This window comes from Paenibacillus sp. An7 (assembly GCF_009870785.1).
Taxonomy (GTDB): domain Bacteria; phylum Bacillota; class Bacilli; order Paenibacillales; family Paenibacillaceae; genus Paenibacillus.
Genome location: NZ_WTWX01000022.1, coordinates 41,679 through 63,693, shown reverse-complemented (window position 1 = coordinate 63,693; position 22,015 = coordinate 41,679). Strand labels below are relative to the sequence as shown.

The window sequence follows — 22,015 nt, the reverse complement described above, 5'->3', positions numbered from 1 at the left end:
CGCCGATGGTACTTGGACCGCAGGGTCCTGGGAGAGTAGGACGTCGCCAAGCAAAGAACCACTGTCGATCAATCGATGGTGGTTTTTATTTTTTAAAAAGACTGTATTGAAAGAAGGTAGTAACATTTTTGTTACGGATTTACCCTTTTAAAAAGTTATAATAACTACGGGTTATAAAATAAAAGGGGTGGTATCATTTTCGCAACAAAGGGAGAATATCGGCTGCGATACAAAAAACTATGTCTCTATTGTCTGCTGTGCCTGAGTTTGTTGATGACAATAGGATGCAGCCAGAAAACTTCTTGGGAGTCATATGAAGAAGCAGCTAATGTTAAAGGTTTTCCTGTCCCAGAAGAAGCTAATCGAATGGATCGTGCAACGACTAATCCGGAAATGGATTACATACAATATTCGCTACCAGGCGTGAATAAGAATGATCAATTACCGGATGAATATATAAATGAAATTATAGAGTGGGGTTGGACTGAGGACGTAGCTAGTGAACAATCTGATACTTCTGATCCAGCACCGCGTATTTTTATGAAAGACACAACTAGAGTACATTTATCTTTGCATAATGGTTATTTAACCGTTCTTGTGCCTACACAAGATGCTTCACTAATTAAACCCAAAATCGTAGATACAAATAATTAAGACCTTTCGATTAGGAAAGGTCTTTTTTTATTCATTAAGCTCATATTAAGCTCATTAAATTCATTATGCAACTAAACTATTAGGTGTTAATTGAATTTTAATAGGTATTAATATATTTCAACTAGGGGTGTGGTAAGTTACCACGAAGCCCCTACTGTATGTAGTATGAGATATCTTGATTTGTTACTTTTATAAGACCATCTTTTCTTTCACGGATTAACCAGGTTATGCAGTAGAGCCTAGGGAGTAGCAACCAAAAGTGCCAGAATAATAAGTTAATGGAGAAAGCAATTGGGGCAGCTATGATAAAAATGAAGATGAGGATCAGGCTGATCCAAGTGATATGCAGGTGTATTTTAGAAAAAAAACGATAATTGACATACTGTTCTGGGATCATTCCCATCCAGGGCAGCTGCCATGTGAACCTCCACTTCTGTAAGTATCTTTTACTGAGGAGAAGGGCAGAGCGGGATATAACGAAATGAGTCCAAACGATTGTAATGAATGATAATACATAGCAAAGTACTCCGAACCATGTGAAGAAGAGAAGGCTAATGAATAGCATAATGATGGCCAAGCTTACATAACTCCAGATAACTGGGCGCGATATGTAGTTTTTGCGTAGAAGACGATAATGATAGTATGTAGCTTCTTCTCCGATGACTTCGGGCATTCTAATAAATCCTCCCTTACCTATGAACTGATTGACACATTTATTGTCTAAGCCACTTTTGAAACCTCTTTTATATATTGTATATCGGATAATGATATGGATAAATTTAAATGTTGTAAAGAAATAGGTACAGACACCCATTCGATATAGGATGAATAGCATAACCTATGATAAAGAAATGGTGTTTGACTATGAAAAGGTTTAAAATAGTAGAAACTGTACCATACTAATAGGAAAAGAAATAAAGGTGGGATAGTTATGGAGGCACAGCAAGTTCAGCCTAAACACAAATGTATTGTCTGTGAGCAGTCTAAAGAAGAAGGTATTTTTATTGTTTCTGAATTTATTTGTACAGATTGCGAGACCGAAATCGTACACACAGACGCTCAAGATGCAAAATATCCTTTTTTTATTCATCAACTCAAGCAAATTTGGTTACAACAAAATAATGCATAATATATAATGCTCTTCTCTTTCAACTTTTAGGAAAGGCCTGGGAAGGCCTTTTTTTATATTTCTGGCTCTGCATTATATATATTTCTGGCTTTGCATTAAGTATTTTTGGCTCTGCACTTTATATCTCTAGCTACTATTATATATTTCTATTTCATTTATTGGCTTTTTCATCTACGGTCGATGTTATTTTAATCGGAATACAATACAATATAGTTGTATCTATGAAAAAATCGGAAGGAATAAAGAAATGGACAACCATCAATTAAATAAAGATAAAGCTCCCTTGTACGAGGCTTTGCTTCAATATAAAAATTCAAAAAAACATACATACCATGTACCTGGTCATAAAAATGGGCAGGTCTATTCATCTCTTACACAGGATACATTGCTTCAAGAAGTAATGAAAATAGACGCTACAGAGATTACAGGCCTTGATGACCTGCATCATCCGGAATCGGTAATCATGGAGGCACAGCAGTTAGCAGCTGACTGTTTTGGCGCAGAGGAAAGCTTTTTTCTTGTAGGAGGAAGCACCTCAGGTAATATTGCGTTGCTCCTTACGGTATGCACTGAACCAGGAGATCTTATACTTGTACAGCGTAATGTTCATAAATCAGTAATTCATGGTCTTATGCTTGCTGGTGCACATGCAGTATTTCTAGATCCACAGGTGGATCCATCAAGCGGTCTTGCTACAGCCCCAGCAAAATCAACGATTGAGGAAGCACTACAGGCTTATCCAAATGCTAAAGGTGTTTTTATTACCATGCCTAATTATTATGGGATGGGATTTAATTTATCTGGTATTGCAGCAACTTGCCATAAGGCAGGTGTACCGCTTCTCGTGGATGAAGCACACGGTGCGCATTATGGACAGCATCCTTCGCTGCCTGTGTCTGCCTTAACTGCAGGGGCCGATGGAGTGGTGCAATCCACTCATAAGATGCTGTCAGCCATGACAATGGGTGCTATGCTTCATGTACAGGGAAACCTGATGGATCATGAACTGCTAAAGCAGCGTTTGTCTATGATTCAGAGTTCGAGTCCATCCTATCCCATTATGGCCTCCCTTGATCTTGCCCGCTTACATCTGCATAAGCATGGTGAGAAGGTCTTCTCTACTGGTCTCGCAGCTGTACACATGGTAAGAAGGGGAATCAAAGACTTACCCCGTTTTGGTTTATTGGATCCTTTGAGAGAATCGGAGGCTTATACGGTTCAGGATCCTTTTAAACTCGTCATATATGATAAAGAGAAGCTGTTAACAGGATATGAATTGCAGGGTAAGCTGGAAGAGCAGGGCTGTGTGCCTGAAATGAGTGACGAGGCTTATGTGGTACTTCTTTTTAGTCTAGGCTCCTCGGAGGAGGATGCTAGGCACCTTTTGAAGGCCTTAGTGCATATATCAATAGAAGAGGGCCCTAAAGAAATAAAACAACCTCATAATCCAGAGAGCACAGATACACATCATGTTTCCACGTGGAACATTTTGCATTCTTCTGTCTATTCTTGTCCTGTTCCTTTCCATTTAGGTAAAATAAAGAAAGAGCAAAAAGAAAAAGTTAGTATTACAAAGGCATCTAACCGAATTAGTGCAGAAATGGTTATTCCCTATCCTCCCGGTATACCTATACTGTATCCAGGAGAAGTAATTAGTGAGAATATGAGAAATCATCTGATAAAGCTACGGGATTCAGGAGCAAAAATTCAAGGTACTGCAGATTCGGGTTTAGAAACCATATGGGTTATGGTAGAAGAGTAATCTGCTAGCCGTATTCAAGACCGAGTTCGCGTTAGTAGAAATGATCGTGTGGATTTAATCAAATCGTATTGTTATGAATGGTTCTCAACCATCTATGAACTAATAAATTTTGTGCTTATTGCTAAAAAATAAAACCTAGGGGAGAGAAACAATGTCTAAAGGAGTATTTATCACGCTAGAGGGTGGGGAAGGATCAGGTAAAACTACAATGATTTCACGTCTGTCTAATTATTTAGAAGAAAGAAACATTGCTTATCTAGTAACTCGGGAGCCCGGAGGTATTGAAATAGCCGAAAAAATCAGGTCCATTATTTTAGATCGGGAACATACAGCGATGGATGCGAGAACAGAAGCACTTCTGTATGCAGCAGCACGTAGACAACATCTTGTCGAAAAGGTAATTCCTGCACTTGAAGAAGGGCTTATTGTATTATGTGATCGGTTTGTCGATAGCAGCCTGGCATATCAAGGGTACGCAAGAGGGATTGGTGTAGAGGAAATTCGTTCTATTAATCTTTTTGCGACGGAAGATATTACTCCGGATGTTACGATTTACTTTGATGTTGAGCCAGAGATTGGACTTGCAAGAATAGCAGCTAATCAAGATAGAGAAGTTAATCGTTTAGATTTGGAAAATCGTTTATTCCACGATAAGGTGAGAGAAGGTTACCTGAAATTAGTAGAAAATGAGCCGGAGAGAATAAAAATGATAGATGCTTCGTTGTCACCTGATGAAGTATTTTGTAGTTTAATTACAAACCTTGATTGCGTATTAAAGGATATTTAGGGGTATATGTCTAATAAAGACTTAAACAGAGCAAGTTTGGACTCTGGCAGTAAGGAAGGCTGTTTAAGTCGTGGAGATTAGATCTGAACAGATGATTTACATTTTAGGTATTATGAATTTCTACTTAGGAGGCGTTTTTCGATGAAACTTATCGTAGCCATTATTCAAGATAAAGATAGTAACCGTCTTTCCAGCGGTCTCGTAAAAGCAAACTTTCGCGCAACGAAACTTGCGAGTACAGGTGGTTTTCTAAAAGCGGGAAATACCACATTTATGATCGGGGTAGACGATGGACAGGTAGAAGCCGTGATGAATGTAATTCGCAGCAGCTGTAAAGTAAGAGAACAACTTGTAACCCCTGTGACACCTATGAGTGGAACAACTGATTCATATTTGCCTCTTCCGGTGGAAGTACAAGTGGGCGGAGCAACCGTATTCGTATTACCAGTCGATCGTTTTGAACATTTCTAATAGAAGGAATAAACAGCTTAGGTTTGTTTTAAGAAGAAAGCAGGGATAGTTGTGAAAATCAACCCAGGATTTCGGCCGCTGCAGAATGGAATAAGTCCCTCTGATTCAGGTGCCAGACCTGTACAGAATAAGGAATTTACCAGCATGATGCAGCAACAGGGTGAGAGAGCATCGAATGAAGAGCTAACTCGCCGATTGAACGAAATTCAACTTCAGGGGGACCGGCTTGCACGTTCCATGACGATTCGTGAGTTAAAAGCGTATAAGCAACTCGTTAAGCGATTTCTAGAGGATACGGTAAGACAAGGCGTAAGCATGAAGGAATCTAGAGGTTGGGATCGTAGAGGACGCGGGAAACGTTATCTGCTTCTAGATGAGGTAGATGAGGTTTTGCTCAAAATGGCTGAAGAGATGCTTCAAACAGAACAAGGAAAGATGGAACTCCTTCGAAAAATAGGCGAGATTCGCGGAATGCTTATTAATCTCAGCTTTTAGATAAATGTGGAGAAAGACAAGTGGACTCTAACTTGTCTTTTTTTATATACAGCGCTTCTTTTAAAATGGTAATTAATTTTATTATCATCCTAAAATTTATATTACCAGCGAACATGATATAATAGATAAAGATGATGATTTGTAATTCTTTTTTTTATGAAGAATTGAGTTATATAGGATTGTCATACAAACATAATTCATGCGGCAATACAGCATGGGGAGGATCATCTCATGTCTTTTCGTGATATTATGGGCCAGGAAACAGCAAAACAAATGCTGCAAAGCGGACTTCGGCAGCAATCAACTAGTCATGCCTACTTATTCAGTGGTCCTTCGGGCAGCGGGCAGAGACAAATGGCTACTGCATTAGCCCAAGCGATCTATTGTACTCGTCAGGAGGATGATGCGTGCGGGGAGTGTCTGGAATGTCGCAAGGTGGAACACGGGAACCATCCGGATCTACACTATATAGAGCCTGAAGGGGCCAGCCTTAAGATTGATCAGATTCGTGAGCTGCAGAAAATTTTCAATTACCGGTCCGAGAACAACAATCGTAAAATTTACATTATAGATCAGGCAGATAAGATGACGACGCAGGCTGCAAACAGCTTGCTAAAGTTTCTTGAAGAACCACAGGTACCCGCTGTAGGGATTTTAATAACAAGTAACAAAGGAGCTATGCTTCCAACGATTCTATCCAGGACCCAAGAGGTCCCATTTAAAGCGCTTAGTCCCGAGCGAATCGAAGAGGTCTTTGTGAAAGAAGGATATTCACCTGCACTTGTAAGAACTGCCGCATTTTTAACCTCTGGGTTAGAGTCATGCAAGAGTCTGCTTGACCAGAATTGGTTTGCAGAAATTAGAAATGTAATGTTACAATTAGGAGGAGAGTCACTGACGAGAGGCAGTATGTCGCTAGTTTCTGCACAACAGAAACTTTTTAAGACAGGACTTTCTGAACATCTTGAACTGATGTTTGATATGTTCCATTTGTGGTTCAAGGACATGCTTTATGTAACTTACGGCAAGCAAGAGAACGTTATTTTTATAGATCAACTTAGTTCCATTTCTACGATAGCAAGAAGTCGTTCGACAGAGCAGTGGGTTTCTTATATGGATTTGGCTGCAGAATGTAGGAAAAAATTGCGTTCGAATATGAATGGACAACTATGTGTGGAGCAATTTTTGATTGGACTTGCATCGTAACTCTTTAGGAGGGTCTAGTCAGCAATAAATATATTGTTTTTTTATTCTTTACCCTAGCAACGTCTTAACATATTACGCTTTGATTGCGGTCTTTTTTAAAGGCTTCAATAGAGGTTTTATTGTATACAAGGGGGTTAATTTTTTGTACAGTGTAGTCGGTGTCCGTTTCAAAAAAGCGGGCAAAATTTATTACTTTGATCCCCTCGATCTTCCTATTGAAAAGGATTCTAGCGTTATTGTAGAGACCGCTCGCGGGATTGAGTACGGCAAAGTAGTTATAGGTAAGAAGGAAGTCGGGGAATCTGACGTCGTATTGCCTCTCAAAAAGGTCATTCGTATCGCAGGTGAAGCGGATGCCAAAGTAGTGGAAGAGAATAAGCTCGCAGCAAAGGACGCATTTGGAACCTGTTTAAATAAAATCAGAGACCATGGCCTCAAAATGAAGCTGGTTGATGTCGAATTTACCTTTGATCGCAATAAAATCATATTTTACTTTACGGCAGAAGGTCGTGTAGATTTTAGAGAACTGGTAAAAGATTTGGCAAGTATTTTCCGTACTCGCATTGAACTGCGCCAGATTGGTGTGCGTGATGAGGCGAAAATGCTTGGAGGAATAGGTCCTTGTGGACGAGTACTATGTTGTTCTTCTTGGCTCGGGGATTTTGAACCCGTATCCATCAAAATGGCGAAGGATCAGAGCCTCTCGCTCAATCCAACCAAAATTTCAGGGCTTTGTGGAAGACTTATGTGTTGCTTGAAATTTGAGCATGATAACTATGAGAGTGTTAAAGAAGAGATGCCAGCTGTAGGAAAACTTGTGGTTACCTCACTTGGTGAAGGTAAGGTTGTTGGAATACATGCAGGTAATCGAACCATTCATGTTCAGTTGTTTGAGATAAATAAAGTGAAAGAACTTTCAATGGATGACGTTGTCATCAAGTAAACCATTATGTTTGCTTTCGGGGTGGGATTTTGGAGAAGAAAACAGTTTTTGCACACATTCTTGAAATGGAAACACAAATGGGACAAATGAGCAGTGATCTGGGAGAGCTGAAAATGATCGTAAAGGAATTGCTCGAAGAAAATCAGCGTATCACACTAGAGAACGAGCAACTTCGTAAGGTGTTAAAACGTGGGGCTTCTGCCGAAAAGGCAGCTCCTACACCCAAGACTCCACTACCTCAGACTCATGTCCTTGAGCCAGAAGAAGATGTCGTTGGTGAAGGTCATGACAACTTGGCTCGACTGTATTATGAAGGGTTTCATATTTGTAATGTCTATTATGGTCATTTACGAACGGAAGGCGATTGTCTGTTCTGTCTATCATTTTTGAATAAGTAATGAGCCGTAGGGGTTCCCTACGGTTTTTTTTTAGGGATTAGGAACGATATTAAGGGTAAGGCAGGGAAGAGATAATAATGAAAAGAAACGAAGTTGTTCTACATCCCTCTGAACGATTAGATGATCTACTTACACATGATCTACAGATCATTCAGAGCGATGAAGTTTTTAGTTTTTCTATGGATGCCGTCCTCTTAGCAAGGTTTGCAGGAATTCCGAAGAGAGGAAAAATTTTAGATATATGCACGGGTAACGGAGTGATCCCCATTCTATTAACCACTCGAACAAAAGCTTCTATTGATGCAGTAGAAATTCAGCCCAGATTAGCAGAGATGGCAAGACGAAGTGTGCGATTAAATCAGCTGGATGAGCAGATTCAAATTTACGAGGGGGATGTGCGGAATTTCGCGGATGAGATCGGATATGGAAAGTATGATGCAATCACAGTGAATCCGCCTTATATGCCGCTCAATGGAAGTGACATTAAGCTGAGTATACACCAAGCTACAGCGCGGCATGAACTGAATGGAACACTAGAAGATATCATAAAAGCTTGCATGCACCTTGTGCGCACAGGCGGCAAAGTTTCTATGGTTCATAAACCACAGCGTATCGGTGAAATTATTACGCTTATGCGAAAATACCGTTTGGAGCCCAAACGTATTCGTATGGTTCACCCTAGGATGGATAAAGAGGCGAATATGGTGCTAATCGAAGCTTTACGTGATGGAAAACCGGATGTAAGAATGCTCCCACCTCTAATTGTCTATAACGAAGAGGGACAATACTGTGAGGAGATTATGAACATCTATTATGGTGAGCACAATCTAGAGGAGGAGAATAAATGAAATTTCAGGTACAAAAAAGCTTTGATAGTCAGATACAGACAGGCACACTCTATTTAGTTGCTACACCCATAGGTAATTTAAATGATATGACTTATCGTGCAGTACAGACGTTGAAAGACTGCGACATTATTGCTGCAGAGGACACAAGGATGACAAGAAAATTACTTAGTCATTTTGAGATAAGTCCGGAGCTTTTATTTAGCTATCATGAACATAATAAGGCTGCAAGTGGTCCTGAGCTGATACGTTATATAATAGAAGGTAAAAATTTGGCGCTCGTTAGTGATGCCGGAATGCCGGCTATTTCGGACCCTGGTTCTGATCTCGTTGCGCTGGCGATTGAAGCAGGTATTCCCGTTGTTACTGTACCAGGTGCTAATGCAGCTTTATCCGCTCTTATTGCATCAGGTTTACCTACAGAGAGGTTTACGTTCATTGGTTTCTTACCGCGTGATAAAAAAGATATGCAAAAGGTTCTAGAAACAGTAGGCTACTCCCAAGGGACATTAATCTTCTATGAATCTCCGCACCGCGTACTGAAAACATTAACCATATTACTTGAGAGTTATGGCGATCGAAACGTCGTTCTTGCTAGAGAATTGACTAAGCGACATGAGGAATATGTAAGGGGAAGCATTCAGGAATGTATAGAATGGCTTGAGGAAAATCCACCGATAGGAGAGTACTGTGTCATTGTGGAAGGAATGAGTGCTGAGGAAGAACATACGCTGCAAAATGAATGGTGGCAAAACCTAAGATTAGATCAGCATGTAGAGCATTATGAAAACGAAGGTTTATCTCGGAAGGATGCAATGAAAAAGACAGCATCTGATCGTGGACTATCAAAAAGAGATATCTACAATGCTTTATTAAAAGAAGAATAAATGAACTTTTAGATATCAAAAAATGCCTTCACCGGTTACATAGTGACCGAGGAAGGCATTAAGAATTATAAAAAGGTTAGAGATAACCGTAGTTAAGACTAAAATCAAAAAAAGAAAAGCACTATATATAAAATAGAGATATCTATAATTTAATTTAAAATGATAGCTTTTCTATAGCATCTTTTATAACCAATATTCTTTAATTTGTCACAGGTGCTGGGATTTCAGAAATACATTCGTGACAAACAATTTTTCCTTTGAAGTAAGTTACGTTCTCAGCATTACCACAGAAGATACAAGCAGGCTCATATTTCTTAAGCATGATGCGCTCTCCGTCAACATAGATTTCCAGAGCGTCTTTTTCTCCGATGCCTAGTGTACGACGCAGCTCGATAGGAATAACCACCCGTCCTAGTTCATCAACTTTTCTTACAATACCTGTAGATTTCATCATCAATTTGTTGCTCCTCTCGCCATCACTTATAATTGCATTATTCGACATTATTTTATCTTTTATGCTAATCATCATACCAACCATTCCCAAATCAGTCAACATTAAAAATGACTTATTAGTTTAATATTTAATGAGCATGTATGAAAAGGACTGGTTTATCTATGATTTTCACTGTCGCTTTTACTATTATAACGCTTGTCGATTTGGAAATCAAAACTACAGCCTAATTCGACACAAATTGTCGTAAAATGTCGAAAAAAATAATAAATAGTTGACTATAAGTCGAAATTATTGTAAGTATTGCGCGCAATTGAATTTTAATTCATTATCTTGAGGAGGATTGAGACATATGCAATTAAAACTAACGGAAGAAAAAGTGTTTAAAGATCCAGTTCATAATTATGTGCATGTTAAAGATCCAATTATCTGGCAGCTAATCAACACCCCTGAATTTCAACGTCTTCGTCGAATTAGACAGCTGGGGACTTCCTATCTGACTTTTCATGGAGCTGAACATAGCCGTTTCTCCCATTCGCTAGGTGTTTATGAAATTACGAGGAAAATTATTTCACAATTTGAGCGAAGTGGTTATAAAGATTGGCCTACAGAAGAGAAACTAATCGCACTTTGTGCGGCTTTGCTGCATGATGTGGGTCATGGCCCTTTTTCACATTCGATAGAAGAAGCATTTAATATGAACCATGAAGAGTGGACATGTAAAATTATTATGGGAGATACGGAGATCGGAGCGATCCTAAGAACGGTTGCACCTGATTTTCCAGAGAAGATAGCCTCAGTTATTGAAAAGACCTACGATAAACCAATTGTAGTAAACCTTGTGTCGAGTCCACTTGATGCAGATCGTATGGATTATTTATTACGAGATGCTTATTACACGGGGGTAAACTATGGCACGATTGACCTTGATCGAATCTTAAGAATGTTGCGTCCATACCATGGCAGGGTTGTCGTAAAGGATTCAGGAATGCATGCTGTAGAAGATTATCTTATGGCGCGATATCAAATGTATTGGCAAGTATATTTTCATCCTGTAACCCGCAGTTCAGAAATTATTCTTCGTCAAATTTTTAGAAGAGCAAAAGAGCTGGTTCAAAGCGAGTATTCATTCGGTTTTATGTTACCCTCACTCCTTTCCCTCATTAAAGGGGATATTACGGTACAAGAATATCTTCGTATTGATGAGTCCATTATACAAACCGCATTTAACCAGTGGACTGAAGAGAAGGATGAATTACTACGAGATTTATGTACGCGATTTTTAGATCGGAAACTGTATAAATATGTAGAAGTGGATCTTATGTCAGCTGACGAAATTACGGAAATCACACAGGCTTTTGAAGACGTGGGCCTTAATCCAGGATATGACCTGGAAATTGATTTTCCATCTGATCTGCCTTATGATGTGTTTCGTCCGGATGATGAGGATAGCCAAAAGCAAATTATTATCATAGACAAACAGGAACGGCTGCGCGATATCTCAGAAGTATCGGAAATTGTTCGTTCCATCAGCGGCATTCAGCGTGGCAAGTATCATTTATACTTTCCAGAAGAAAAAGTGAGGAAAGTTCTTGGTCAACTTCCACCTCAGATCGCAAAAATATTTTCCTGAACATGAATGTTTTTTTTAGAATAGATACTTTTTATTATGAGCAAGAGAGGAGCACAAAACGATGTTATTTGACACACATACACATTTAGATGCAGCAGAGTTTGACAATGATCGAGAAGAAGTGATCCAGCGTGCTCTCGATGCAGGAGTAACTCGGATGGTGAATATCGGTTTTAACCGCGAAACGATACCAACAACCATGGAACTTGTCGAAAAGTACGATTTCATCTATGGAGCTGTTGGCTGGCATCCGGTTGATGCCATTACAATGAAGGATGGAGACCTAGAGTGGATCGCTTCTTTGTGTGAGCATGAGAAAGTGGTAGCAATCGGGGAGATTGGACTAGACTACCACTGGGATACATCTCCAAAAGAAGTTCAGCATACGGTTTTACGGCGTCAAATTGGACTTGCTAGAGAAATTAAGATGCCGATTATCATTCACAATCGAGATGCTCATGAGGATATCGTAAAAATTCTGCGAGAAGAAAAAGCCCATGAGATCGGCGGGATTATGCATTCTTTTTCAGGAAGCTGGGAAACGGCACAAATGTGTCTTGATATGGGATTCCATCTTTCATTTGGGGGACCTATCACTTTCAAGAATGCCAAACAGCCGAAAGAGGTACTTGCCAAAGTTCCTATGGATCGATTATTAATTGAGACAGACTCTCCCTACCTGACTCCGCATCCATATCGCGGAAAGCGAAATGAAACGGGACATGTGGCGCTTGTGGCAGAAGCAGCAGCAGCTTTAAAAGGGGTATCTGTAGAGGAAATCGGGGAGATTACGACCCGAAATGCACTGGAACTATTTGGAATATAGTTCATATTTGGAGAAAAACAGATGAAATAGTGAGTAAACAAGAGCGATTCACCTTTTTGGAAGGCTTTTTACGTGTTTATTACAAAGTTTTAACCATTTATTTAGAAAAACGCACTTGAATACCGCTTTACAACATGCATACAAACAGGATATCATCGTTTCAGTGAAATGTTGAAGTATTCACTTCGTGTGTTATTCTCGCTGAATTCTTCAAAACGGAAGAACGGGGGAACCAATAAGATGGTCTTACAAGCGTTTAGCTTTATAATTTAGACCATCCTATTTGATTTCATTTTGAGTCTTGGGGTGAAGGAAAAGGCACTAGCCATGAGCTAATGACCTGATCCAGGGCGACTCTTACGTCCTAATCCGACAGCTAACTCCGTAAGCGTATAAAGAGGTAAACTCGCGTATGATGTTTCCGGTTATTCTTATGATCTTATCCGGGAGCCATGAGAGAGCTCCTCATAAACTCTCTACTGGCTTTTTGTTTTAGGAGAATAAAAGTTACAACCTCGTCATACTGTTGGTTAACAGGAGGAAACATCATGCCGCGAAGAGTGGCACATGGTGCAGAAACAGAAGCAATCTGATTCTGTATACAAATGTTATAGTCGCGTCAAAATACAATCATGCATTACTCTTGACGGCGGGACTACGAAGGAGGACGGAGTAAGTGGGAAATTTCCAACCAGAGGAGACCCATGAGTCACCATCATCCAGCAAGTCTTACGCGTTGCGATGGAAGCATGAGAATCTGCGTCAAATGATATTAGTCGCAATCTTCTCAATCGCACTGTTAGTTATGATCTCTCTTATTGTTTACAGTCAGGGAGGTAAGGAAATTTCACTAGTCGTGGATGGTAAGGTCCAAACGCTGGAAACTCGTGAGGGTATGCTTAATGAAGTGCTGGATGAGCATGCAATAACGGTAGGCCCCCATGATGAGATTTCGATGCCGCTGAATGGAGCAATCCAAGATGGAGATCGAGTTACTATTAAACGAGCTGTTGCCCTGAACGTAACAGCAGATGGAAAAACGGAACAAATTTATACGACAAAGGATACAGTCCAGGAAGCGCTTCAAAATGAGGGCGTGAAGGTATCAGAAGATGATAAAGTATATCCTTCTGTGGACACCGCGGTGAAAACAGATCTTAATATTAAAATTGTCCGGGTAACGAAACAAACGGCAAAACAAGAAGTTGCGATTCCTTATAAAGTAATCAAAACTGCTGACCCTAGCTTGTACAAAGGGGATAATCGCGTAATACAAAATGGCCAAGAAGGTGTGATGGTTCAAACCATCGAGAAAGTGTTCCAGGATGGGGAGCTTGTATCCAAGAAAATGACAGGTAAGACCGTTTCGAAGAATCGTGTCGATAAGGTCATTGCAGTCGGGTCCAAGAAGAAGCCAGAGCCGAAACCTAAGCCTGAGACACTTGTGGCAGCAGCTAGTACAACAAATATGAGTAACAAGTCTTTATCAGATAAAGTGAAGAAGGTATCTTCCTCTTCTTCAAGCAGTGATACAATAACGAAAGACGGCGTTTCTTTCAAAGCGAAAAAAGTACTTAATAATGTTTCTATGACTGCTTATTCTTCAGAAGAAGAAGGCATAGGAACTAAGACAGCATCCGGTACTCGTGTACAAGAAGGCCGCACAATTGCGGTTGATCCCAATGTGATACCACTTGGATGGTGGGTCTATATTGAAGGCGTTGGCTTCCGCCGTGCTGAAGATACGGGCGGTGCTATTAAAGGAAATAAAATAGATGTCTATTATGACAGTCTGGATCAAGCCTTAACTTTTGGCCGTAAAAAGGGAAAAACCGTGTATGTCATCGGTCCTGTGAAGCCGGAACTGAACTAAAATATAATTTACAATGCATCACTAATGCTATAGTATTAACAACATGATTCGGTGATGCTATATAAGGTGAACGGAAGTTTAGACCACAGGTCTATCGTTTGCCTCTTACATGCAGAAGAGGAAATTTTCCTCTTCTCTTTTTGTTTAGAAAGGAAGACAAGCGGTCATGATTAAAGAAATTATTGTCGTTGAAGGCAGAGATGATACTGTAGCAATTAAACGGGCTGTAGATGCAGATACCATTGAAACGGGAGGCTCTGCTATTAATGCTCAAATTTTAAGAAAAATCGAACTTGCCCAGCAGAGAAGGGGTGTAATTGTACTTACAGATCCTGATCATGCTGGAGAACGCATTCGTAAAATAATAGCGAATAAAATCCCCGGGGTAAGTCATGCTTTCATAAAAGAAAAAGATGCAACTCGTAAAGGCGATATTGGCGTTGAGAATGCTTCACCGGAAGCGATTCGTGAGGCATTATCCCGAGCTCATACAGCGTATGAAGCAGCTAAGCCGCTTATTGACTGGCAGGACTTGATCGAAGCAGGGCTTATAGTACATCCAGATGCTGCCGCTCGGCGTATGGAGCTTGGTAACATTTTAGGAATTGGTTATTGTAATGGAAAACAACTATATAAAAGATTGACGATGTTTCAGATAAGTCGTGAAGAGTTTGTAAATGCACTTGAGCAAATTGAACAAAAAGGATTGTGAGAATGTGAAGAGTATGGATGAAATTGCAACACCAAGGCGGACAAAAGAGATTATTGCAAGACACGGATTTTCTTTCAAGAAAAGCTTGGGACAAAATTTTCTTATTGATCAGAACATCCTCCACAAAATTGTAGATGCTGCAAATCTGGATGAAAACAAAGGTGCGCTGGAGATTGGACCAGGTATCGGGGCACTGACTGAAAAACTGGCGCAGGCAGCTAAGAAAGTAACCGCAGTGGAAATTGATCAGCGCCTGATTCCGATTTTGCGAGAAGTACTTGAACCTTATCCTAATATATATTTACATCACGGTGATGTTCTTAAAACAGATTTACCTGCTTTATTTAAAGAAAATTTTAGTGACGTCGATCAAGTCAGCGTCGTGGCTAACCTTCCATATTACGTGACAACTCCTATTCTGATGAAGCTGCTCGAAGAGAAGCTACCCATCGACAATATTGTGGTTATGATTCAGAAAGAGGTAGCAGAGAGAATGGCTGCATCTCCAGGAACAAAAGATTACGGTACTCTGAGTATTGCTGTGCAATATTACAGTGAGCCTGAGCTAGTGTGCATCGTACCGCATACCGTCTTTATACCTCAGCCTAATGTAGAGTCTGCCGTTATTCGATTGAAGGTAAGGGAGAAGCCTCCTGTTGAGGTAATAAGCGAAAAACACTTCTTCGAAGTGGTCCATGCCTCATTTGCTCAGCGGCGGAAGACGATAGCAAACAACTTGAAAAGTCGTTTCTTTACAAAAGAAAACAAAGATGAATTAGAACCGCTTCTGCTTAAGGCAGGTATTGAACCGACTAGACGCGGGGAAACACTCAGTATTGAGGAGTATGCTCGTTTGAGTGCTGTTTTACTGGAAGCAGGCATAGGTACGGAGTAAACTGAAATTTTGGTCCAACAATCTAAGAATCCATATTTTTTATCACCTACGAACCAAAGTAGGGGGATGCCCATACCATAGGGTTAGAGGTGATAATGTTGATGAATTTAGGAGACTTGGTCATTCGGAAGTCGTACGGTGGTGACGTTACTTTCCGGGTAGAGGGCCTCCAGGAGGATAAAGCGGTGATTAAAGGAACCGAGTTTAGGCTTCTTGCCGATTCCCCCCTGGATGATCTGGTGAAAGTGCCATACGAACCAGAGACGAAAAAAACAAGGTTGGCTCATATAAAAGCCAATGAATCGTATTCGCTGCTTCAGCAGCATCGCAAGGAACAGGCGCAGCGTAATCAGGCAGGACTTATTGATGATTGGAACCATACAGCAGTAAAGGCGGAAACTCCCTCTTATTTTGAGATGCCAGGTAAGGTGCTACATTTGGATGGAGACCCTAATTACTTAAAGAAAAGCATGGCGCTTTACGAAAAGCTGCGTGTACCGGCTGAAGGACATTTTGTACAGGAAGCCTCTATGGCAGATACTCTTTACCGCTTACTGCCGCGTTCCCGTCCAGATATTGTTGTTATCACAGGACATGATGGTGTTTTGAAGAGTAGACAGCCGTACGATCTATATAACATCAATCATTATAAAAACTCAGCTAATTTCATTGCTGCTATACAAGTAGCAAGACAATATGAGTGGCATCTTGATGCACTCACTATTGTCGCGGGGGCATGTCAGTCTCATTTTGAGGCGCTGATCCGTGCTGGTGCTAATTTTGCTAGTTCACCTAGCCGAGTGCTAATTCATGCTCTTGATCCGGTGTACGTGGCGGCTAAGGCTGCTTTTACTTCTGTTAAAGATACAATGAATATGAATGACATCGTCCATCATACCATTACAGGAAGTGAAGGAATTGGCGGTCTTGAATCCAAAGGAAGTTACCGAATCGGGCTGCCTCCATTACAAGATTTATCGACTTTAAAGGTTACACCGGCTGCAATCTAAAGATCTGCGAGTGAACCATTTGAAGCTTTCTTGAGAACAGATTCCTTTAAAGGGATCTGTTTTTTTATTTCGTATAACAACATACTAACAAAACGAAAAGTGATGTTTCATAAAAATGATTGGAATAAACTTAGATTCCGCTAAAAAATTCGTTGACAACATATTTTTGATACTGATATAATTATTTATTTGATTTGACATTACATATGAAACGTTGTATAATGGACAAGAGGAAAGAGGTGGTCGTTACACGATGGCTAAAAATACGCTATTGGATATTAAACGAAGTCTCGACGCTCACGTTGGTCAGAAGATCTTGCTTCGTGCGAACGGCGGACGCCGTAAGACAATTGAGCGGACCGGTGTACTCGAAGAAACGTACCCTTCTGTTTTTATTGTCAAGCTAGATCAAGAACAACAAACGTTTAAACGAGTGTCTTACAGTTACGCCGATATCTTAACTGAATCTGTACAAGTTTCTATTTTTGATCCTGAGCAGGTTGCAAGTGAAATATCGTATACCGAAGTGTAGGCATGATTTTTGTAAGGTGGTCTTATCCTGTTTAAGCAGGGTGAGGCCATTTTTTTGTATGAGGAGAGGTTTTACGAGAAGGTCGTGTCTTTATAGCCCGTTATTTTATCTTACTAAGCAGTATAACCCTACTATTGGCTTAGACCTTATTAAGCAGCAGTGAATGGTCATAAGTGTTAATGCATATTGTTTCTGTACTACAGAGATACTAATGGTGCAGGAAATTATCAGTCCCCTTATAAGGAGGAACCTTCATGAGCCGCAGAAGACGCAGTGTAATGTCAGAGGAACTTAAGAATGAGCTTGCAAAAGACTTGGGGTTTTATGATACCGTTCAGCAGGAAGGCTGGGGAGGTATCAAGGCTAAGGACGCAGGGAATATGGTGAAGCGAGCCATTCAGCTTGCTGAACAGGCTGCGAGAAAGTCCTAGAAGGAATAATAGCATTAGACTCCCTGAAACATGGGGGTCTTTTCTATATACTTCATTCCTAACGTTTACTGAGCAGGTAGAAGTTAGTCTAAGATCGACAGAATGACTTGACAGCGTCATTTTGATATAATATGTTAAGTTGTCTTGAGGGAAAAGCTAAGGGTGGGTGAACGCCTTGAAAATTTACGAAAAAGCTCCTGCAAAAATTAATTTAATGCTGGATGTATTACATAAAAGAAACGATGGGTATCATGAAGTTGAGATGATTATGACAATGGTCGATCTTGCTGACCGAATCGAGATGGCGGAAATGCCTCGTGATACCATCATGATTTCAAGCCAGGCGGGATATATCCCTCTTGATGAGAAGAATTTAGCCTTTCAGGCTGCCAGACTAGTAAAAGAGCGATATAACGTCAAGAAAGGCGTCTATATTCATTTAGATAAAAAAATCCCAGTTGCTGCAGGACTAGCAGGGGGAAGCAGTGATGCTGCTGCAACACTGCGAGGACTAAATAAACTTTGGGGTCTCGGCATTTCTGATGAAGAGCTTAGACTTCTAGGCGCAGAGCTTGGGTCTGATGTCCCTTTCTGTATAACAGGAGGAACCGCTCTTGCTACAGGAAGAGGAGAAAAACTCTCGATGATGCCAAATCCTCCTCAGTGCTGGGTTATCCTCGCGAAACCGCCGATCAATGTATCGACGGCTGAGGTCTATGGACGTGTACGAAGCGACCGCATTACACATCATCCTTCGGCCAAAAGAATGGAAGAGGCTATTCGCAATCAGTCCTTTTCAGGGGTTTGCCAGGAACTTGGTAATGTTTTAGAAGATGTTACTTTAAAACTTCATCCTGAAGTAGGTCAATTGAAGGAGGCCATGCTGCGTCTTGGCGCGGATGGTGTATTGATGTCAGGCAGCGGACCGACTGTATTTGGACTAGTCTCCAAAGAATCGAAAGTACCGAGGATTTACAACGGGCTGCGTGGCTTCTGTAAAGAAGTTTATGCAATAAGATTACTAACTTAGAATAATTTTTCCAAATATAGCGCTATTTTTATTTGTTGCATTGTACAAATACGTACAAAATGATATATTTATTAGCAAATATTCGGATTTGGAAGTAGATCGTGAGGAATCGTCTGTGAAGAAATTGAAACGTAGTGCACGTTTGGTTGAAATGACACAATACTTGCTCTCTAGACCGCATACCTTAATTCCGCTTACTACTTTTGCGGAACGATATGGAGCTGCGAAGTCGTCTATAAGCGAAGATTTAGCTATCATTAAGGAAGTATTTGAAGAAGAGGGCATGGGAGATTTGCAGACTCTTGCAGGTGCTGCAGGAGGCGTGAAATTCATGCCGAAAATGTCTCAAGAACGGGCTTTCTCTTTTATTAAGCAGCTTTGCGGTAAGTTAGAACAGCCTGACCGGATTTTACCGGGCGGATATCTATACATGTCCGATTTGCTGGGACAACCGTCTGTGGTCAATGAAATTGGTAAGATTCTTGCCACTGCTTTCTCAGGTCTTGAGATTGATGCAGTTATGACGGTAGAAACAAAGGGAATCCCTTTAGCTTATGCGGTAGGCTCTCAGTTGAATCTTCCTGTTGTTCTTGTTAGACGAGACCATCAGGTGACTGAAGGCTCAGCTGTAAGCATTAACTATGTATCAGGTTCTCATAAAAGCCTTCATACGATGTCTCTTTCGAGAAGAGCACTGCCTGAGAAATCTCGTGTGCTTATTGTAGATGATTTTATGAAAGCAGGAGGAACGGTCCAAGGGATGATTGATCTCCTTGGGGAGTTTAATGCCGAAGTCGCAGGTGTAGGTGTATTGGTTGAATCAGGAACGGTAGATTCGGAGGAACGCCTGCTCCATGATTATATTTCCCTAGCGACGTTAACTGCTGTTGATGCGAAAACAAAGCAGATTACAGTGAAGCCTGGAAATTACTTTAATACTCTTCAATAATTTGCTGTTTTTTGGTGAGTTTACACTATTTTTGTCGAAAATGTACTAAATCGGCTCATCCGCAAAAAAATTCCTAAAATTAGGACATTTTGTAGCAGTAAAAAGAAGGAAATCTTGCATGTTGTGTGGAATTATTACACCAAGTTCCGATGGAAAAAGGTGGTGAACACACATGCAGATCACAGATGTCAGACTCCGCCGCGTTAATTCTGAGGGGAGAATGAAGGCAATAGCTTCGATTACTATTGATAATGAGTTTGTCGTTCATGACATTCGAGTTATTGACGGTAACAATGGAATGTTCGTTGCTATGCCAAGTAAGCGGACTCCAGATGGAGAATTCCGTGACATCGCCCATCCGATTTCTTCAGGGACTCGCGAGAAGATTCAGGCTGCTGTATTGGCTGAATATGAGCGCGCCGCAACTGAAGAAGAGGTTATCGAAGAAGGCGCATAATAACATTATTGGGGTTCGAAAGAAAAGAGAGTCATTCTATGGCTCTCTTTTCTTTTTTTCAATAATGAAGTATATTCTTTAATGAGTAAGATTGAGCGAAGTTGCATCCCTTCCTGAAGATAAGGATTAGGGTATAATTGTTTGCGCCCAATTCACTGTTGAATAGTCCTGAGATCCTTTTTTGGAATTAGAGTGGATAACATTACAATTACAGCGTAGGAGGTCGGGATTGTTGAAAAGAATGGCTATAATTCTTGCTGCAGGGCAAGGAAAACGTATGAAGTCGAAGCTATATAAAGTACTCCATCCTGTATGTGGCAAACCGATGGTTGGTCATGTTTTGGATACAGTAGGAAAAGCTGGGGTAACACGTAATATTGTTGTTGTAGGTCACGGTGCTGAAGCTGTAAAATCATATCTTGGTTCAGCAGCTGACTATGTACTACAGGAACAACAGCTCGGTACAGGACATGCGGTTAAGATGGCTAAGGATATGCTTGGCAAAGAAGAAGGAACCACAATTGTGATCTGTGGAGATACTCCTTTGGTAACAAAAGAAACACTAGAAGGTTTGATGGAGCTCCATGAGTCTCGCGGAGCAGCGGCGACGGTGCTGACAGCACATATGGATCATCCAGCTGGCTACGGCCGTGTGATTCGCAGCAACGAAGGATCTGTAACTAAAATTGTAGAACAAAAAGATTGCAGTCCGGAAGAAGATGCTGTACAAGAAATCAATACAGGTACGTATTGTTTCGATAATGCTAAGCTGTTTGCAGCTTTGGATAAAGTAACAAATAATAATGCACAACAAGAATATTACCTTACTGATGTGATTGGTATTTTCCGTGAAGCGGGAGAAACCATTGAAGCATACATGACACATGATGCTGCAGAATCCATTGGTGTAAATGATCGTGTAGCTCTATCTGAGGCAGAAGGTTTCATGAGACAACGTCTTGTGCGCAAACATATGCTGAATGGAGTAACCATTATTGATCCTTCATCTACGTATATTGGCGCTGATGTTACGATTGGTTCGGATACTGTTCTTTATCCGGGTACCATGCTTAAAGGCAACACAGTAATTGGTGAGGGTTCCATCATTGGTCCAAATACCGATATTGAAGACAGTACAATCGGCGATAACGTCACCGTTAAACATTCTGTACTCAGTAAAGCAGAAGTGGGGAACGGTTCTTCCGTGGGTCCATTCGCATATTTACGCCCAGCATCCAAACTTGGTGAAAATGTTAAGATCGGTGATTTTGTAGAGATCAAAAACGCGACCATTGATAATGGCTCAAAAGTATCACATTTGAGTTATATTGGAGATGCTACCGTCGGCAAGAATGTAAATATCGGCTGCGGAGCAATAACTGTGAACTACGATGGTTATAATAAGTCTGTTACAGAAATTGAAGATGACGCTTTTGTAGGAAGTAATGTGAATTTAATTGCACCTGTTAAAGTAGGCAAAGGCGCTTATGTCGTTGCAGGGTCAACGATTACGCACTCTGTATCAGATAATGACCTTGCTATTGCAAGAGTCCGTCAAGAAAATAAGCCGGGATACGCAGATAAGATACGTGCCCGTGCCAAAGCTAAGAAAAACAACAAAAATTCATAATGAAATGCT

24 protein-coding genes and 1 riboswitch are annotated in these 22,015 nt (G+C 40.6%); of the genes, 23 read left to right on the top strand and 1 reads right to left on the bottom strand.

Annotated features, from left to right (window positions below; translation table 11 throughout):
• Window positions 1–273: 273 nt before the first annotated feature.
• The 11 genes from GQY27_RS18325 to rsmI all read left to right on the top strand — a co-directional run bounded on the left by GQY27_RS18325 (window position 274) and on the right by rsmI (window position 9,577).
• On the top strand, window positions 274–654 hold the full coding sequence (locus GQY27_RS18325) for a hypothetical protein (RefSeq protein ID WP_160036699.1): 381 nt from the start codon (window positions 274–276) through the stop codon (window positions 652–654).
• A gap of 931 nt (window positions 655–1,585) precedes the next feature.
• Window positions 1,586–1,783: a sigma factor G inhibitor Gin gene (locus GQY27_RS18320; protein ID WP_160036698.1), complete on the top strand. Its 198-nt coding sequence runs from the start codon at window positions 1,586–1,588 to the stop codon at window positions 1,781–1,783.
• A 247-nt stretch (window positions 1,784–2,030) separates the two neighbouring features.
• Window positions 2,031–3,545 (top strand): aminotransferase class I/II-fold pyridoxal phosphate-dependent enzyme, encoded by a 1,515-nt coding sequence (locus GQY27_RS18315; RefSeq protein WP_160036697.1) that lies wholly within the window; start codon window positions 2,031–2,033, stop codon window positions 3,543–3,545.
• 151 nt (window positions 3,546–3,696) lie between these two features.
• Window positions 3,697–4,332 (top strand): dTMP kinase, encoded by a 636-nt coding sequence (tmk, locus tag GQY27_RS18310; protein WP_160036696.1) that lies wholly within the window; start codon window positions 3,697–3,699, stop codon window positions 4,330–4,332.
• A 141-nt stretch (window positions 4,333–4,473) separates the two neighbouring features.
• Window positions 4,474–4,803 (top strand): cyclic di-AMP receptor DarA, encoded by a 330-nt coding sequence (gene darA / locus GQY27_RS18305; protein WP_160036695.1) that lies wholly within the window; start codon window positions 4,474–4,476, stop codon window positions 4,801–4,803.
• A gap of 51 nt (window positions 4,804–4,854) precedes the next feature.
• Window positions 4,855–5,298 carry a YaaR family protein gene (locus GQY27_RS18300; RefSeq protein ID WP_160036694.1) on the top strand — a complete coding sequence of 148 codons (444 nt, stop codon included), beginning with the start codon at window positions 4,855–4,857 and terminating at the stop codon, window positions 5,296–5,298.
• 231 nt (window positions 5,299–5,529) lie between these two features.
• Window positions 5,530–6,504, top strand: a complete 975-nt coding sequence (gene holB / locus GQY27_RS18295; RefSeq protein WP_160036693.1) for a DNA polymerase III subunit delta' — start codon at window positions 5,530–5,532, stop codon at window positions 6,502–6,504.
• Between the two features lie 142 nt (window positions 6,505–6,646).
• Complete coding sequence (locus GQY27_RS18290; RefSeq protein ID WP_160036692.1) at window positions 6,647–7,447, top strand: PSP1 domain-containing protein; 801 nt, start codon at window positions 6,647–6,649, stop codon at window positions 7,445–7,447.
• A gap of 29 nt (window positions 7,448–7,476) precedes the next feature.
• Window positions 7,477–7,845, top strand: coding sequence for a DNA replication initiation control protein YabA (gene yabA, locus GQY27_RS18285; protein WP_160036691.1), 369 nt, complete (start codon window positions 7,477–7,479; stop codon window positions 7,843–7,845).
• Window positions 7,846–7,922: 77 nt separating this feature from the next.
• Entirely contained in the window at window positions 7,923–8,693 is a 771-nt protein-coding gene (locus GQY27_RS18280; protein ID WP_160036690.1) for a tRNA1(Val) (adenine(37)-N6)-methyltransferase, read from the top strand.
• A complete protein-coding gene (gene rsmI, locus GQY27_RS18275) occupies window positions 8,690–9,577 on the top strand; it encodes a 16S rRNA (cytidine(1402)-2'-O)-methyltransferase (protein ID WP_160036689.1) in 888 nt (295 codons plus the stop codon). The genes GQY27_RS18280 and rsmI overlap by 4 nt, the downstream gene beginning before the upstream one ends.
• Window positions 9,578–9,776: 199 nt before the next feature.
• On the opposite strand, the gene GQY27_RS18270 is transcribed toward rsmI, so the two are convergent.
• Window positions 9,777–10,031 (bottom strand): AbrB/MazE/SpoVT family DNA-binding domain-containing protein, encoded by a 255-nt coding sequence (locus GQY27_RS18270; RefSeq protein WP_047914173.1) that lies wholly within the window; start codon window positions 10,029–10,031, stop codon window positions 9,777–9,779.
• Window positions 10,032–10,380: 349 nt separating this feature from the next.
• Between GQY27_RS18270 and GQY27_RS18265 the strand changes: the two genes are divergently transcribed.
• From GQY27_RS18265 to glmU, 12 genes are all read left to right on the top strand, one after another.
• Complete coding sequence (locus GQY27_RS18265) at window positions 10,381–11,661, top strand: HD domain-containing protein (RefSeq protein ID WP_160036688.1); 1,281 nt, start codon at window positions 10,381–10,383, stop codon at window positions 11,659–11,661.
• A 61-nt stretch (window positions 11,662–11,722) separates the two neighbouring features.
• Window positions 11,723–12,487: a TatD family hydrolase gene (locus GQY27_RS18260; RefSeq protein ID WP_160036687.1), complete on the top strand. Its 765-nt coding sequence runs from the start codon at window positions 11,723–11,725 to the stop codon at window positions 12,485–12,487.
• 189 nt (window positions 12,488–12,676) lie between these two features.
• A riboswitch (cyclic di-AMP (ydaO/yuaA leader) is annotated at window positions 12,677–12,892 on the top strand.
• Between the two features lie 271 nt (window positions 12,893–13,163).
• The gene (locus GQY27_RS18255) at window positions 13,164–14,360 is read left to right on the top strand and encodes a resuscitation-promoting factor (RefSeq protein WP_160036686.1); all 1,197 of its coding nucleotides are present in this window, start codon (window positions 13,164–13,166) and stop codon (window positions 14,358–14,360) included.
• Between the two features lie 166 nt (window positions 14,361–14,526).
• The gene (rnmV, locus tag GQY27_RS18250) at window positions 14,527–15,072 is read left to right on the top strand and encodes a ribonuclease M5 (protein ID WP_160036685.1); all 546 of its coding nucleotides are present in this window, start codon (window positions 14,527–14,529) and stop codon (window positions 15,070–15,072) included.
• A 13-nt stretch (window positions 15,073–15,085) separates the two neighbouring features.
• Window positions 15,086–15,967: a 16S rRNA (adenine(1518)-N(6)/adenine(1519)-N(6))-dimethyltransferase RsmA gene (gene rsmA / locus GQY27_RS18245; protein ID WP_201450757.1), complete on the top strand. Its 882-nt coding sequence runs from the start codon at window positions 15,086–15,088 to the stop codon at window positions 15,965–15,967.
• Between the two features lie 101 nt (window positions 15,968–16,068).
• On the top strand, window positions 16,069–16,977 hold the full coding sequence (yabG, locus tag GQY27_RS18240; RefSeq protein ID WP_160036683.1) for a sporulation peptidase YabG: 909 nt from the start codon (window positions 16,069–16,071) through the stop codon (window positions 16,975–16,977).
• A 253-nt stretch (window positions 16,978–17,230) separates the two neighbouring features.
• Entirely contained in the window at window positions 17,231–17,509 is a 279-nt protein-coding gene (gene veg / locus GQY27_RS18235; RefSeq protein WP_160036682.1) for a biofilm formation stimulator Veg, read from the top strand.
• 254 nt (window positions 17,510–17,763) lie between these two features.
• Entirely contained in the window at window positions 17,764–17,940 is a 177-nt protein-coding gene (locus GQY27_RS18230; RefSeq protein ID WP_105406382.1) for a small, acid-soluble spore protein, alpha/beta type, read from the top strand.
• Window positions 17,941–18,115: 175 nt separating this feature from the next.
• Window positions 18,116–18,970 (top strand): 4-(cytidine 5'-diphospho)-2-C-methyl-D-erythritol kinase, encoded by an 855-nt coding sequence (gene ispE / locus GQY27_RS18225; protein WP_160036681.1) that lies wholly within the window; start codon window positions 18,116–18,118, stop codon window positions 18,968–18,970.
• A 115-nt stretch (window positions 18,971–19,085) separates the two neighbouring features.
• Window positions 19,086–19,919: a pur operon repressor gene (purR, locus tag GQY27_RS18220; RefSeq protein WP_160036680.1), complete on the top strand. Its 834-nt coding sequence runs from the start codon at window positions 19,086–19,088 to the stop codon at window positions 19,917–19,919.
• 172 nt (window positions 19,920–20,091) lie between these two features.
• Window positions 20,092–20,376, top strand: a complete 285-nt coding sequence (spoVG, locus tag GQY27_RS18215; protein WP_047914164.1) for a septation regulator SpoVG — start codon at window positions 20,092–20,094, stop codon at window positions 20,374–20,376.
• 232 nt (window positions 20,377–20,608) lie between these two features.
• A complete protein-coding gene (glmU, locus tag GQY27_RS18210; RefSeq protein WP_160036679.1) occupies window positions 20,609–22,006 on the top strand; it encodes a bifunctional UDP-N-acetylglucosamine diphosphorylase/glucosamine-1-phosphate N-acetyltransferase GlmU in 1,398 nt (465 codons plus the stop codon).
• Window positions 22,007–22,015: the final 9 nt, after the last annotated feature.